Source organism: Oceanobacillus sp. FSL K6-3682 (genome assembly GCF_037976165.1).
Taxonomy (GTDB): domain Bacteria; phylum Bacillota; class Bacilli; order Bacillales; family Amphibacillaceae; genus Oceanobacillus; species Oceanobacillus sojae.
Genome location: NZ_CP150263.1, coordinates 2388675 through 2403229, shown reverse-complemented (window position 1 = coordinate 2403229; position 14555 = coordinate 2388675). Strand labels below are relative to the sequence as shown.

The following is a 14555-nucleotide window of genomic DNA, read 5'->3' as shown; positions in this document are numbered from 1 at the left end:
GCCCTCCTTTTTATAGTGGTCCGGAAATACCTTGTCTACGGATTAAGATAAAGTGAATTGCCAATAATGCAAACAATGCTCCTGGTAAGAAGAAGACATGGATTGCAAAGAATCGTGTCAGAGTTTGTGCACCAACAATGGTAGCATCTCCGGCCAGAAGTGTTTTTAACGCTTCTCCGATAAATGGTACCTGTTCAGCAATCTCTAATCCCACCTGAGTTGCAAAGTATGCTTTGTTATCCCATGGAAGCAGATAACCTGTAAAACCAAGACCAAGCATAACAAAGAAGATAAGAACTCCCACCATCCAGTTAAGCTCACGCGGTTTTTTATATGCCCCTTGGAAAAATACCCGTAAAGTATGTAATAATAGCATTACGATAACGACACTTGCGCCCCAGTGATGCATGCCGCGTACAATTTGTGCATGTGCTACCTCAGTTTGCAGATAGTATACAGACTGCCAAGCGTTTTCAATATCCGGTACATAGTACATTGTTAAAAACATACCAGAAAGAATTTGAATTACTACAACAAAGAATGTTAATCCGCCAAAACAGTATACAAATGCTGAAAAATGGTGTGCCGGATTAACGTGCTCAGGAACCTCATGATCGGCAATATCCCGCCAAATCGGCGTAATATCAATGCGATCATCGATCCAATCATAAATCTTTTGTAACATTGTTTTTACGCCTCCTCGTGTGGTCTGATATTGCCCAGGAATAGCATGCCATCCCTTTCTTCCTGCTCATAAACATCAAGCGGTTGCAAAGGCGGTGTTCCAGGAACATTTACTCCATCCTTGTAATAACGGCCGTCATGACAAGGACAATAGTATTGATCCGGATAATCATCGCTGCCTTCCCAAGAAACAACACAGCCTAAATGTTTACAAACTGGGGAAAAGGCTACAATTTCATCATTATCATTTCGATATACCCAGGCTGAGCGACTTACTTCTGATTCATACCAGCCATCTACCTGATCAACAGACCAGTCGACACGCTGCGGGTCAGAAGTAATTTCGGAAACTTCCAGACCGACATTTGCAAAGTCGCCGCCCTCATCATGCTTCAATACAGGGTCGATTGCCATCCGGACAGGCGAAATTAACAAACCGGCAGCCATAAAGCCGCCTACTCCCGTAAGTGTGTAATTCAGAAACTGTCTACGGGATACTTGCCGTTTTTCATCACTCATTTTTTTCCCCCCTCTTTTTTCAAAATAGTCACGGACATTATTAAGATTAAATCAGATTACTAGGACAATAACAATGATAGCGTAAACTATTGGTTCGGTCAATATATATCCAATGGTTAACGACAAATGTTTTGATAATGATGATAATTTCGTCATAGATTTACCAGAATGACTTAATTAACTCTACTGTCTGCAAGGTCTGGTCCCTTATTATGCCCTTCACTGCAGCAGGATCTGCGTCTTTTAAAGAAGCAGTCGGGAGCCAGATAAATTCACCTTCTAAATCGTTAGCAATTTTTCTCCAGGACGGGTCAAAGCTGATATAGAGTACTTGTTTAAAGGGTTGTTCTTTAAAATGATTCGTCCATTCATTTATTCTCTCTGCTTCTTGTAATTTTTCTGCAGATGTTATATATGTATAAATGGGTGTGAGCATTATTCTTCCCATAAGCTCTTTTTCCAATTCCCTTGCAAAAAGTGTTAATACATCATACTGGTCTGCATTTTTAGCAGAAGCCTCCAAGGCTCCAATTTGGAAAGGTGCTAACGGTACAATGATTGTATCTATGTACTCCTTCGCCTGATTATATTTCTGCAAGTCAACACTTGTCCATTTCATAAATAATCCTCCCTTAAATGAAAATCCACTTCAAATACTTTCCTATATTGTAACAATTTTTTATCTTCCCTGAAAGAACTAAATCTGATCTTATCCATTGTATTTAGAAAGGATTTGAAATTCGCATAGCTTTCAACGAAAAGTGCAAAGCACCCAATTAAAGACTTAGAAATTGCCACCAGATATTTGAGGAGGGTTCCAAGCTAACCTCTCACCATTTATACGTAGACTACAGAAGTTACGTTCTTGGGGTTTTTGATTTTGTCGTATTTTCTTTTCTAATTTTGCTATTATTGTTGCATGATACATTCACTAAAATAAGAAGCGGGCATAAATTAATTAAATAAAGGCTCTTCACCAAACCAAAATTTTAAATCAAAAAGGAAGTGTCTCTTTGAGAAATTATTATTATGTAACGGCAAATACAGCGGAAGGATTTATAAATTTACTGCCTTCTAATATAAACCATCTACAGCAAATCATTAGTTTAAATCACCCTTCCCAAACGGTAAAAACAAAAATTTTAAAAGATATAATCACGAAATATGAATCTACCTGTGAAGTAGAAGTGTTAAAAAGTGCATTAGGTGAACGCTATTTAGATGGTGTTGTTATTCGTGAAAAGAGCATCGCTATTTTAAACCGTTCCATCGTGCCAAATGATATGAGTGAGGTAACTGAACTGGATTTAATCCAATACACACAAGACACCCCAGTTAAAAATGCTGAGCTAGAGGGAAAATTCATCCATCACACAGAAAATGCATATAAACATTTGCAAACAGGGTTGCGCATACATGATGACTTGGAAGAGATCTATATTAAAGAAATGGATTTTAAAAAAGCCGATGCAATTGTCGATTCGTTTATTCAAAGCGTCTTACATGGACAACCGAAGAAAAATCGGGATGGTCACGAGTACCACCGCTTTTTTGGCACTACAACCGTGGATGGTCCTGTCAATGTCGTCCCCCATATTACAGAAAAACTTTCACGTGTTTTTTATATAAAAGGGCGTGCAGGAACCGGCAAGTCAACATTTATGAAAAAAGTAGCAAGTACTTGTATTGAATATGGTTATGATACGGAAATTCATCATTGTAGTTTCGATCCCAATAGTATTGATATGGTATTAGTTCCAGCTTTGGATTTTTGTATGTTTGACAGTACTGACCCTCATGAATTTTTCCCAACTAGAGAAGGGGAAGAAATAATTGATTTATATAAAGAAGCCGTCACCCCCGGGACAGATGAAAAATTTACTGACGAAATCAACAAAGTAAATGACCATTACAAATCTTATATGAAAGAAAGTGTTATTGAGCTGAAAAAAGCTGGAGAATACCTGGAAGCTTTGGAGCAACAGTTTTCCTATACTAAACAAGAACGGAAAGAAATCAGCAATTTAATCGAGCGACAGATTCAATAAGAGCGTTCCTAACTGGGTTAAGAGCATCCCTTACATTTTTGGAAAACAAAAGCAGCCAATTAATGACTGCTTTTTTATCGAATATAGAACTTTCTCTCACTCTCCTATTACATCTACAATAGTTTTAACTTAACGGTTGTAATTTTATCAATCAGCAATAAACTTCCATAAAATACAAAAGCAATTTTTCCACTATAGGTATGAGGACAACTTTGCTTCTGTTTGAACCTGGCGGCGGCTTGCAAGTCAGCAAGTCTTCTTTAATCTGAGCAGATTCAAACCATAGTAAAGTATAGTGTCTTTCTGGAGCTGTCGTTAAGAAGCATATTAACATCTGCCTATTCAGCCATAGCTTTTTAGTGAAAAGTCCGGTTTAATAAATAATAGTTTCATTTATAAAAGCTTATGATTTATTCATAAGTTTTTCCAATTCCTTTGTCAGCTCTATAAATTTCGCTTGATCTCCTGTATCCAAAGCCTGGTCAATCTCCTCACGCAGCTGTTCCCGTTTTTGATTGACCAAGAGCCGATCCAGTAAATCAACAGTTGTCTGCTTATCATCTTTTGTCACGTAATAATCTTCTGGCAGAAATGGATTTTCTTCCAGTACAGCAGCATAATAGGCGTTTTGATTTGCCTGGTGAAAATTCAGCTGGATAAATAATGATTCCTGTTTGTTCAACCGGATATCATGAAAGGTTTTCTCTGCATCTGTAGTTACCAGATGGTTTTTGTAAAAACGAAATGGGATTTTATCTGAACAACGACTTGAAATCATTACTCCCCTTGGACAATACTTCACATCTCTTACAAAATGCACATGTTCTAAAATATCCATATGGTTCACTAAATAATTAAGTATCCATACACTTTCTCTTTTTTTCAAGCGATAATGATTTAAAAACCACTGGATGAATTTTTTCTTGTCTTTTGCAGTTACTGACGATAGCATTCCACTCTCCCCTCTCTGAAGCAGGTTATTCCGTTACATTAAATCCTGTTCTAAGCGTTCTACATGCTCACGCACATCCTCATCAATAGGCTGCTGGTCAAGATAAGCTTTCAGGATTGGAATGGCTTCTTGTACTCTTCCTTCTTCTGTCAAGAAATAGCCATACTCTTTTAAAAAGTCGCTGTCGTGTTGTAAACTAGTATATGCTTGCTGGTAACTATTTAATGCATCATCAAACGATTCTATTTCCACATTTGCCTTGGCAAGCTCCCAATCATATAGAGCATCCTCTGCGCCAGTGTTTTTAATGCTGTGAATCAATTCAATAATCTCATCAAATGCTTCTTTTTCTTTTAGTAATTCAATTAAAAATAATACTGCTTCTTTATAATCCGGTTCCAACGCAATTGCTTGTCTTACATGCTCTTCACTTTCATTATTTTTTCCTAATTGATGTGCGATATCTGCAGCGAGGAAAAAGAGTTCTTTTTGATAGGAGTCTCTTTCTAAACCTTGTTGAACAGTCTTATAAGCTTCCTCAAACATTCCCTGCTCTTTATACACGTTCGCCAGCTGCGTGTAAGCAGCATAATAGTCCTGGTCAATTTCCAAAACATGTTCCCATGCTTTCATAGCAATGTCATCACGAGCCGCTTGATGGGCAGTGATCCCGTGTCTGAACAGTTTATCAGGGTCCGGTTCTTCTTCCTCTTTGTAAAATTCGAGTGCTTTCTCGTACTCGCCGGCAGCAGCGTAGGCTTCTCCCAACCGGTCTTCAATAGAAACATGCCCTACTTCTTTTGTTTTCGTATAAACACGTTCATAGTAATTGATTGCCTTTACGTATTCACCGATAGAGAAGAATAATTCCCCTAACGCAAAATCTATAATGCTCTCTTGAGGATCGATATGCTTTGCTTCCAGCAGCTTTTGCTCAGAAACTTCAAATAACCCTTGAGCCTGATATAAATCAGCCAGCTGGATTAATGCTTGAACATAGCCCTCGTCACCCTCTGGAATTTCATTTAATATCGTAATCGCCAGCTCATCTTCTTCTGATTCAATGAAAATATCAGATAGTGTGAGCTTTAACGCAGTTTCTTCAGGATATTTTTCAATCAATTGTTCGAGAATGGTTCTTGACTCGATCAAAAATCCCCATTGCAGGTAAAGTTCAGCTATTTGAAACAAGGAATCGTCATCAGCATTTTTTTGATAATCGCTTAATAATGCCAATGCTTTTTCTGTCTCATTTTTTTCAGCTAATTCTATTGCTTGTTGAATGGTGTTCATCTAAAAGAACCCCTCTCTCTTTTGTGTTTCTTATGCTTCCAATTTATCATACAAAAAAGATAGCTACAGTTCAAATAACAAGAACTGTAGCCAAAATATATATATGTGGAGTTAAAGATATAGTCTATTTTCATTTAAAAAAATAATAATAAAACTCGTTTTTACTGCAAGATTTCTTCCAAATTGTCGAAAAAGGTCGGATAGGATATATTAATGCTATCTTTTTCATCCATTTCTACCGCTCCTTCTGATATAAGCGCTGAAATGACTCCCATCATCGCAATCCGGTGATCCATATAGGATGAAATGGAGCCGCCTGTCAGCTTTGTCGGCCCTTCTATAATCATACCGTCTTCGGTTGGTGTTATATTTGCTCCGAGTGCCTGCAGGTTTCGGCAAACCGCTTCAATACGATCTGTTTCTTTTACTTTCAGTTCTTCGGCATCCTTTATTACTGTTTTTCCATCTGCCTGTGTCGCCAGCAAAGCAAGTATTGGGATTTCATCAATAAGACGCGGGATAACATCCCCTTCTATCGTCGTACCTTTTAAAGCAGTATGTTTAATAGTCAAATCACCAATTTTTTCGCCGCCAGTGATGCGTTCATTAGAAATAGTGATTGCTGCTCCCATTTGCTCCAATACATCTAAAATGCCAGTCCTGGATTCATTTAAACCAACGTTTTTTAATGTAATAGTACTTCCAGGTACAATAGCCCCGGCAACTAAGAAGAAAGCAGCAGATGAAATATCGCCGGGGACTTCAACATCACATGCTGTCAACTTCCCTTTATTTGTAATGGTAATACCTTGATGGTTTTGTTTTAAATCAGCTCCAAAGGCTTGAAGCATAACTTCTGTATGATTTCTTGTTTCTGTATCCTCTTGTACAATAGTTTCTCCATCTGCAAGCAATCCTGCTAATAAAATAGCAGATTTCACTTGAGCACTCTTTACAGGGAGACGATAGGTAATTCTTTTTAATGCACTGCCATGAACCGTAATCGGAAGATATTTTCCTCCTTCTTCCCCTTCAATCACTGCTCCCATTTCTCTTAATGGGGCAGTAACCCGATCCATCGGACGTTTCGTAAGTGATGAATCCCCAAATATAGTTGTTTCAAATGGCAGCCCAGATAGAAGACCAAGCATTAGCCTCGTTGTTGTACCTGAATTTCCAAAATCTAATGCTTTTGCAGGCTTTTTAAGTCCTTCCAGACCATTGCCATGAACTAGTACTGAATTTCCTTCTTTTTCAATCTGTACGCCCATTTCCCGAAAAGCATCAATGGTTCTGAGACAATCCTCCCCATCAAGGAAGTTCGTTACTTTTGTAATTCCGTGTGAAATACTGCCAAAGATGATGGAGCGATGTGATATCGACTTATCTCCAGGGACAATAACTTCTCCCTCCAGCCTTGGTGAAGTATATTCAAATTGAACATGTGACACTGTCTTCCCCTCCTTGTCATTAAGATTGAATCATTGTTTCAAATCCACGCTGTTTTAATACCTTCTGACCTGCAACCTGTGCTTCTTTTGTGTAGAAGCTTAAGCGTAGTGCACCTGTAATTCCTTCCCGAACTTCAAGAATTTCGATATTTTTAATACTTAATGACGCATTTGCCAAGATCAATGCAACCTCAGCGATAGCACCAGGCTGATCTGGTATATCAACATAAACATCATAAAACGCAGGTATCGCACCGCGTTCACCTTCATTTAGCCCATCTCTGTAATTCTTGGCACTGTTTAAGTAGGTAATGACTTCTTCTCTTTCATTATCTTCAAGCAGCTTTTTCAAGTACTCCATTTCAATAATCCAATCCGCTAGCATGGCGGACATTTTCGATTGATTGTGATAGAAAATATCCTGCCACATAACCGGGTTACTGGAAGCAATTCGAGTAATATCCCGGAACCCGCCCGCTGCAAGCTTTGGAAGAAAGGCATGTTTTTTCTCCCATTTTCTCGCCTGGTGGACAAGAGATGATGCAATCAGGTGCGGAAAGTGCGAAATAACTCCAGTCATCTCATCGTGTTCATCCGATTGCAACACAACAAAATTACTTTTCGTTGCAGATAAAACTTCTCTCAATGTAGCAACATTTTCCTCTGTTGCATTATCAAGCGGAGATAGAACATAGATGGCATTCTCAAATAAATGTGCTTTCGCTGCTTCAATCCCTTTCTTGTGGGAGCCCGCCATTGGATGTCCACCAATGAAGCGGATCGATTTATTTGTTAAATCATTAGCAGCAATAAGTACAGAACCTTTTACAGATGCTGTATCTGAGACAATGACCTCCTTGGTGAACGGAAGACTGTCAAGCTGTGAGATAAGCTGTATCGTCTCTGAAATCGGCGCCGAAATAATAATAATATCTGCTTTCAATGCCGCTTTATCAAAGTTTGGCGAAGCTTCATCAATGATACCGTGATTCAAAGCAAAATGAAGTGTACTTTCGCTTATATCAAAACCGATTATGTAATGTTCGGACTCTTTTTTGATTGCTTTAGCAATGGACCCGCCAATAAGGCCGAGTCCTGCTATTAATACCTGTTGCTTTTCCATACGTTCACCTAACCTAATTTAATTGTTCTTGATAATTTCTTAACACTGTTTCCATTACCTTCATATCTTCTGCTTTTCCAATTGTGACACGAATCGTATTTGGAATTCCTAATAATTCTCCAGGACGTACAATAAAACCGTTCTTAATTAAATAATCAAAAGCATCCATTCCACTTTTGGGTGTTTTCACAAGCAGAAAATTTGCTTCTGATTCATAATAATCCCAGCCGATAGAAGTTAAAAAAGCTTGAAACTGCTTTAAAACTTTTTTGTTTTCCTGATAAGTATGTTGAATAAAATCCTGGTCTGAAAAAGCAATAACAGCTGCCTGTTGTGCTGCAGATGTTGTATTAAACGGTCCACGGACTTTATCTAAGGTTTCCACGATTAAAGGATCTGCTATTCCATAGCCAATTCTGAGACCGGCCAGGCCGTATGCTTTTGAAAATGTACGTAAAACAATCAGATTGGGGTATTTCTTCAACAATCCCAGAGCATTTACATTCTTTTCAGGCTGTAAGAATTCAAAATATGCTTCGTCTAAAGCAACTAAAACGTCTGAAGGACATTTGCTTAAAAAGTCTTCCAGCTCTTCTTTAGAAAGGGCAGTGCCTGTCGGGTTATTAGGTGTACAAATCCAAATAATTTTTGTATTATCCTGTACAGAACCAAGCATTTTATCCAGCGGGTGACTTCCATCTTCATTAACCGGATGCTCGATAATCTCCGCACCTTCAATTAAAGCATAATGCTTATATTGCGGAAATGTAGGAGTTGCCATGATAACCTGATCCCCTACTGTAAGATAAGAGCGACAAAGCATCTGAATAATTTCTTCTGAGCCGCTCCCGAAAATAAGAGATTCCGGGCTCACATTTAATTTTTCGCTGATTAAATAGCGAAGCTCGGATGTATAGCCATCCGGGTAAATATTAAATACAGGTTCATTTGTCAGAAATAATTCCTTCACCTTATCTGAAAAACCATATGGGTTCTCATTAGAAGCTAATTTAACGATATAATCAAGCCCAAATTCCTCTTGAATATCCTTTGTCTGCTTCCCTTGTTTATATGGGCTGAGCTGTTTTAATACTTCTTTACTTCTCATTGCTTAACTATCCTTTCTTTCTAAAAATGAGCATTCAAAAAGTCCGATAAAAAGGACCCTTCGGCTAAAGTCCCAACGGAAAAGCAAGCCAACGCACTTCCGCAGGATGCAGTGGCTTCTACGTTGCCTACACGACGTGGGCGTTTTTAGTAGCAGACCCTCTTATCGATGCGTCATTTTTGTTGGTCTTTTTGAACATCCTCTAAAAGGTCTGGACGAAGCTTAACAGCCTCTCTCTGAAAAGTATGCTCCACCTCTATCTGCTGCTTATCTGTATTAACAACCATCATAATTCGAATACATTTAGGCAGACTGCCCGGAACAGCTATTTCCTGCATACACATTACAGGAACATATTTCCATCCGTTAATTTCACGTAATGCTTTTGCCGGAAATGCTGCATCCACATCTTTTGTTACCGAAATAAAAGCATGGGAAACATCTTCCGGTTTAATATTATTCTTTTCAGCCATCTCCAGCACTAATGTTCTGGTATGCTCAATGATTTCACCAGCTTCATTATTTTCTACGGTTGTAGCACCTCGTACGCCTCTTGTCACAGCTTGTTCATCCTCTCTATATATGTTCTGATATAAGCCTCCACAGAGGAATCATCTAAGTTTTCGACAGTCGGCTCACCAACTTTATTTAATAATACCATTTGAATGTGGCCTGATACTGACTTTTTATCCGACTTCATACTTTTAATAAGCTTGGCAATACTCTCTTCTTCTATGTCGACAATAGGATATTTATTCACATTCATCCAATTGTACAGCTTATTAAAAGGAAGCTCCTCACCCTTCACATCTTCACTTACATGAAGCGCAAATAACATACCGTTTGCTACAGCTTCTCCATGCGTTACCTTTCCATAGCCGAGTGTAGCCTCTAATGCATGTCCCAGCGTATGGCCAAGATTTAAATATTTACGGACACCAGACTCTTTTTCATCCTCTTCCACAATATTTGCTTTTACTTTTATACCGGCCTCTAAGTGATTTTCTAATTGGTCAGAGGAGACCTGATTTAAAGAAAGAGCCAGCAATTCTTCTGACAAACGATTATCTGAAATAAGCCCTTCTTTTAAAATTTCAGCATAGCCGCTCCGGACTTCACGATAAGGTAAGGATTTCAGGGTTTCCGTATCATATAAAACAGCTGCCGGAGGATAAAAACAGCCAATTAAGTTTTTGCCTGATTCATGATTAATAGCTACTTTTCCCCCGACACTGCTGTCATGTGCCAAAATAGTTGTCGGCATTTGAATATAATCGATTCCCCGCATAAAGGTTGCTGCAACAAATCCTCCCAAATCGCCTATTACACCACCGCCTAAAGCAATGATGAGCGATTTACGATCTAAACCGCTCTCGATTGCCTTTGTTTGTAATTTATAATATTGCTCTATACTTTTAGATTCTTCTCCAGAAGGCACAATATAAGAATAGATATGCTGATCTCCAAGGCTTCCCGCGACATCCTGCAGGTATTTATCAGCTATCTCATCGTCTGTTATGATTAAGATAGTGCTGTACTTCTTGTTTAGCCACTTTTTTATATGAAACCTTAATCCAGCTTCCATCACAATGGGATAGTTACGCTGGCTGGACTGGATTGTCAGCTGTTTCATTTAGAAGCACCTGATTTCTTCTCTGTATTGGTCAATTGCCTGCTTCAATTGTGGGAAACGGTCACTTGAAAATTGTTCTGTAATGGCTTTTGCAACTTCAAAAGCGACAACATGCTCCATAACTACAGAAGCAGCAGGAACTGCACAAGCGTCAGATCTTTCTACGGTTGCTTTGAAAGGTTCTTTTGTTTCTATATCCACACTTTGTAACGGACGTTTCATCAAAGTAGGAATAGGTTTCATAACACCACGTACAACAATTGGCATTCCAGTCGTCATTCCGCCTTCAAAGCCGCCCAGGCGATTCGTTGTGCGGTAGTATCCATCCTCTTCATTCCAGGCAATTTCATCATGTACCTCACTGCCGTTTAAACGGGCAGCTTCAAATCCAATTCCAAATTCTACCCCTTTGAATGCGTTGATGCTGATTACACTTGCTGCAATCTTGCTGTCCAGCTTTCTATCATAATGGACGTACGAACCAATTCCTGCCGGCAGTCCTTCCACATAAACCTCACAGACACCTCCGATAGAATCACCAATGCTTTTTGCTTCATCAATTGCTTCAATCATTGGCTGCTCCACATTTGAATCTAATACCATTACAGGAGAATTCCCGGAAATTTCAGCACGTTCTTTCGCGGTTAAATCTGTTTTTTCTTCTGCACGGATACCGGCGATTTCTTTTACATACCCTGTCACATAAATCCCCAACTGTTCTAAAAGAGATTTAGCCACTGCACCTGCAGCTACTCTTGCACCGGTTTCCCTTGCTGAGGAACGTTCTAAAACATTCCGCATATCCCGATGACCGTATTTAAGGCCGCCATTTAAATCAGCATGTCCCGGGCGTGGTTTTGTGACCACTCTGCGCAGTTTGGCTCCTTCATCTAAAGGATCTGCACCCATAATATCGGTCCAGTGCTTAAAATCATCATTATGTATGACAAGAGAAACAGGAGATCCAAGTGTATATCCATGACGCACACCACTGGTAATATCTACTGTATCCTTTTCTATCTGCATTCTCTTCCCTCTGCCATGCCCGCCTTGTCTTCTGCGCAGGCTCTCATTAATATCCTCTGCTTTTAATTCCATCTGTGATGGCAGACCCTCAATAATTGTCGTTAATTGTTTTCCATGTGACTCTCCAGCTGTTAAGTAACGCACTACACATTCTCCTTTACCTTATGAAGCTATTAAAATTGAGTAAGTATAGCCTGCTGACATCAAAACTTTTCCACTAAAAATAACATGTCATATTTTTTTGATAATATCGAATATACTTTACTCATTTAAATAGTTGAAAGTTTTCTAATTACTATATCATATAATCATGCATTTCGGGTAGTGTAAATTTATTGTTTTCGATAAAAAAAGCTGTCTTCCAGATAAAAGCCATAGCGTTCTGCGTTAAATATCTGTTCTGTACTGCCGACAAACAAGCAGCCATCTTTAGCTAATGCCTTATTAAAATTTTGGAATATAGTATTCTTAGCTTCATCCGTAAAATAGATTAATACATTTCTGCAGACGATTAAATCGACATCCTTAGGATAAGAATCTTCTAATAAATTATGCCGTTCAAAACGAATATGCTTTCTTAAAGAGGGGCTGACCTGAAATATAGTGCCCTGCGATGTGAAATACTTCTTCTTTAAAGCAGCTGGTAATTCTTTCAAAGAGCGCTCCTGATAAATTCCTTGCTTTGCCGCCGTTAAGACTGCCTGATCAAAGTCTGTAGCACGAATCTGATAGTTTAAAGCCGGGAAGTACTCTTCTAACATCATAGCAAGACTATAAGGCTCTTCACCTGTTGAACACGCAGCACTCCATATAGATATCTTTCTTTTATTCTTTGTTAATTCAGGAATTATTTTTTTCTGTAAAACATCCCAGCGGTTAGGATTACGGTAAAATTCAGAAACATTAATCGTTAATTTTTCTGTGAATTCCTCCAGCAATGCAGAATCCTTCCGACAAGCTGCAAAATAATCTACATAGCTTGTAAATTTATGTTTATCTCTTAATGTTGTAATACGGCGTTTCATCTGTGCTTCTTTATATAAGCTTAAATTAAGCTTAAGCGATTGATGCACTTTTTGTTTCATCAAATCATAGTCGTCTCTCAATTGATTATCCTCCTCTGCTCCTACGCAAAAACCTCCGCTTTTAACGGAGGTTTTCGGCAGCGCTTTCACTTTAATAAATCCAAGCTTCAGTTTGCTTTTCGTAAGAATTTAATTCCTTCTCATCAAAAAAGAGCCCAATTTCTCTTGAAGCGCTTTCTAAAGAATCAGAACCGTGAATGATGTTTTTTCCAACATTAATACCATAGTCTCCCCGGATGGTGCCTGGAAGTGCTTCAGATGGATTTGTTTTTCCCATCATTGTACGGGCTGAGGCTACGACATTTTCACCTTCCCATACCATTGCAAATACTGGTCCGGAAGTAATGAAATCAACCAGCTCCCCAAAGAATGGGCGTTCCTTATGCTCACTATAGTGTGTTTCAGCTAAATCGGTAGATATTGTCATTAATTTAGCCCCGACTAATTTAAACCCCTTTTGCTCAAAACGTGCAACAATATCTCCAATTAAGTTACGCTGCACTCCATCTGGTTTCACCATTAAAAAAGTTGTCTCCATTAAAATCACCCTATTCCTATGTAATTATAATAAATGAAAAATGTAACCTCTAAAATAGTAACAAATTACCTGGTAAATAACAATATCTATTTTTGCTAGGAACGCCTTTTTCCGATAAATGTCGCAATATCCTGTAAGCTTTTCTTTGCTCTGGACTCCTGCAGGCCATCTAACGATTTTAATGCCTTTTGTAAATAAAGGTCGCTTACTGCATAGCTTCTCTTAATTGCATCAGTATTTTTTAAATCGGTAATCAGTTTTTGCATCGTTTTCGGTTCAATGTCCTGATTACTGTTTATCAGTGTCTTGAATTGTTCTCTTAATTCTTTATTCTCCATTGCATATAGAACCGGAAGTGTAATATTACCCTGTAATAAATCATTCCCTGCAGGTTTGCCAAGTTCTTTTGCAGTGGAAGTGAAATCAAGAATATCGTCTATAATTTGATAAGACATACCAACATTATAACCATAACGGTATAATTTATTAGCATCCTGATTACTTAGCCCGCCAACTAGTGCACCTAATTTACAGCTGCATGCAATCAATACAGCGGTCTTTCTTTTTATACGGCGAAGATAATCACGAAAGTTCTGGTTCCATTGATATTTAAATTCTATTTGTTCAATCTCTCCGACAGATACTTCTATGAGCGTTTTTGATAATAAAGTATGTATTCTTGGATCTTCTATTTTTGTTATCTCTTCCAGAGCCCTTGCAAGAATAAAATCTCCCGTATACATAGCAATTCGGTTTCCATATTGAGAAGCGGTTGTCGGTTTTCCGCGGCGGAGCTCTGCTTCATCAATCACATCATCATGGACAAGAGTTGCCATATGAATAAGTTCTAATGTCACAGCTACTTTTTGTATCTTATCAAAATCATAATTGCCTAAATGACAAGAAAGCAAAACAAAAACAGGACGAATACGTTTCCCTCCTGCTTTCAATAATGCCGTAGAAGCGTCTCGAAGTACGGGATGTTCAGCCTGAATGCTCTTCTGTAGTGTTTTTTCTATAGAGTCCATATCTTTCGTTAAAAAGCCATAAATCTTTGGTAGTTTCATGTAAGTCACCTTATTTTACTAGTAAATT

General features: G+C 38.5%; 15 protein-coding genes. 1 reads left to right on the top strand and 14 read right to left on the bottom strand.

What is annotated here, in order from left to right; translation table 11 throughout:
- Nucleotides 1-10: 10 nt before the first annotated feature.
- From MHH51_RS11920 to MHH51_RS11910, 3 genes are all read right to left on the bottom strand, one after another.
- Nucleotides 11-685, bottom strand: a complete 675-nt coding sequence (locus tag MHH51_RS11920) for a cytochrome b6 (protein ID WP_147207774.1) — start codon at nucleotides 683-685, stop codon at nucleotides 11-13.
- Between the two features lie 5 nt (nucleotides 686-690).
- Nucleotides 691-1203 (bottom strand): ubiquinol-cytochrome c reductase iron-sulfur subunit, encoded by a 513-nt coding sequence (locus MHH51_RS11915; protein ID WP_147207775.1) that lies wholly within the window; start codon nucleotides 1201-1203, stop codon nucleotides 691-693.
- A gap of 160 nt (nucleotides 1204-1363) precedes the next feature.
- Nucleotides 1364-1822, bottom strand: coding sequence for a DUF2487 family protein (locus tag MHH51_RS11910; protein WP_339286212.1), 459 nt, complete (start codon nucleotides 1820-1822; stop codon nucleotides 1364-1366).
- 394 nt (nucleotides 1823-2216) lie between these two features.
- On the opposite strand from MHH51_RS11910, the gene MHH51_RS11905 reads away from it, so the two are divergent.
- The gene (locus MHH51_RS11905; protein ID WP_339286211.1) at nucleotides 2217-3251 is read left to right on the top strand and encodes a hypothetical protein; all 1035 of its coding nucleotides are present in this window, start codon (nucleotides 2217-2219) and stop codon (nucleotides 3249-3251) included.
- A gap of 403 nt (nucleotides 3252-3654) precedes the next feature.
- Here MHH51_RS11905 and MHH51_RS11900 read toward each other — a convergent pair whose 3' ends face one another.
- The 11 genes from MHH51_RS11900 to hepT all read right to left on the bottom strand — a co-directional run bounded on the left by MHH51_RS11900 (nucleotide 3655) and on the right by hepT (nucleotide 14527).
- Nucleotides 3655-4203, bottom strand: a complete 549-nt coding sequence (locus MHH51_RS11900; protein WP_147207778.1) for a ReoY family proteolytic degradation factor — start codon at nucleotides 4201-4203, stop codon at nucleotides 3655-3657.
- Between the two features lie 33 nt (nucleotides 4204-4236).
- Nucleotides 4237-5496 carry a tetratricopeptide repeat protein gene (locus MHH51_RS11895; protein WP_156985351.1) on the bottom strand — a complete coding sequence of 420 codons (1260 nt, stop codon included), beginning with the start codon at nucleotides 5494-5496 and terminating at the stop codon, nucleotides 4237-4239.
- A gap of 161 nt (nucleotides 5497-5657) precedes the next feature.
- A complete protein-coding gene (gene aroA / locus MHH51_RS11890; RefSeq protein WP_339286210.1) occupies nucleotides 5658-6947 on the bottom strand; it encodes a 3-phosphoshikimate 1-carboxyvinyltransferase in 1290 nt (429 codons plus the stop codon).
- 19 nt (nucleotides 6948-6966) lie between these two features.
- On the bottom strand, nucleotides 6967-8070 hold the full coding sequence (locus MHH51_RS11885; protein ID WP_147207781.1) for a prephenate dehydrogenase: 1104 nt from the start codon (nucleotides 8068-8070) through the stop codon (nucleotides 6967-6969).
- 13 nt (nucleotides 8071-8083) lie between these two features.
- The gene (hisC, locus tag MHH51_RS11880; protein ID WP_147207782.1) at nucleotides 8084-9178 is read right to left on the bottom strand and encodes a histidinol-phosphate transaminase; all 1095 of its coding nucleotides are present in this window, start codon (nucleotides 9176-9178) and stop codon (nucleotides 8084-8086) included.
- A 173-nt stretch (nucleotides 9179-9351) separates the two neighbouring features.
- A complete protein-coding gene (gene aroH / locus MHH51_RS11875; RefSeq protein WP_339286209.1) occupies nucleotides 9352-9738 on the bottom strand; it encodes a chorismate mutase in 387 nt (128 codons plus the stop codon).
- Nucleotides 9735-10811, bottom strand: a complete 1077-nt coding sequence (gene aroB / locus MHH51_RS11870; protein WP_339286208.1) for a 3-dehydroquinate synthase — start codon at nucleotides 10809-10811, stop codon at nucleotides 9735-9737. The genes aroH and aroB overlap by 4 nt, the downstream gene beginning before the upstream one ends.
- On the bottom strand, nucleotides 10812-11981 hold the full coding sequence (gene aroC / locus MHH51_RS11865) for a chorismate synthase (protein ID WP_147207785.1): 1170 nt from the start codon (nucleotides 11979-11981) through the stop codon (nucleotides 10812-10814).
- A 188-nt stretch (nucleotides 11982-12169) separates the two neighbouring features.
- Complete coding sequence (locus tag MHH51_RS11860; RefSeq protein WP_281289804.1) at nucleotides 12170-12943, bottom strand: protein-glutamate O-methyltransferase CheR; 774 nt, start codon at nucleotides 12941-12943, stop codon at nucleotides 12170-12172.
- A gap of 70 nt (nucleotides 12944-13013) precedes the next feature.
- Complete coding sequence (gene ndk / locus MHH51_RS11855; RefSeq protein WP_147207786.1) at nucleotides 13014-13460, bottom strand: nucleoside-diphosphate kinase; 447 nt, start codon at nucleotides 13458-13460, stop codon at nucleotides 13014-13016.
- 95 nt (nucleotides 13461-13555) lie between these two features.
- Complete coding sequence (hepT, locus tag MHH51_RS11850) at nucleotides 13556-14527, bottom strand: heptaprenyl diphosphate synthase component II (RefSeq protein ID WP_156985357.1); 972 nt, start codon at nucleotides 14525-14527, stop codon at nucleotides 13556-13558.
- Nucleotides 14528-14555 lie beyond the last annotated feature (28 nt).

Coding starts and splice junctions, on each gene's coding strand:
- MHH51_RS11915 (WP_147207775.1), bottom strand. CDS start 1,203: ATGAGTGATGAAAAACGGCAAGTATCCCGTAGACAGTTTCTGAATTAC.
- hisC (WP_147207782.1), bottom strand. CDS start 9,178: ATGAGAAGTAAAGAAGTATTAAAACAGCTCAGCCCATATAAACAAGGG.
- MHH51_RS11920 (WP_147207774.1), bottom strand. CDS start 685: ATGTTACAAAAGATTTATGATTGGATCGATGATCGCATTGATATTACG.
- MHH51_RS11885 (WP_147207781.1), bottom strand. CDS start 8,070: ATGGAAAAGCAACAGGTATTAATAGCAGGACTCGGCCTTATTGGCGGG.
- MHH51_RS11910 (WP_339286212.1), bottom strand. CDS start 1,822: ATGAAATGGACAAGTGTTGACTTGCAGAAATATAATCAGGCGAAGGAG.
- aroB (WP_339286208.1), bottom strand. CDS start 10,811: ATGAAACAGCTGACAATCCAGTCCAGCCAGCGTAACTATCCCATTGTG.
- ndk (WP_147207786.1), bottom strand. CDS start 13,460: ATGGAGACAACTTTTTTAATGGTGAAACCAGATGGAGTGCAGCGTAAC.
- MHH51_RS11895 (WP_156985351.1), bottom strand. CDS start 5,496: ATGAACACCATTCAACAAGCAATAGAATTAGCTGAAAAAAATGAGACA.
- MHH51_RS11900 (WP_147207778.1), bottom strand. CDS start 4,203: ATGCTATCGTCAGTAACTGCAAAAGACAAGAAAAAATTCATCCAGTGG.
- hepT (WP_156985357.1), bottom strand. CDS start 14,527: ATGAAACTACCAAAGATTTATGGCTTTTTAACGAAAGATATGGACTCT.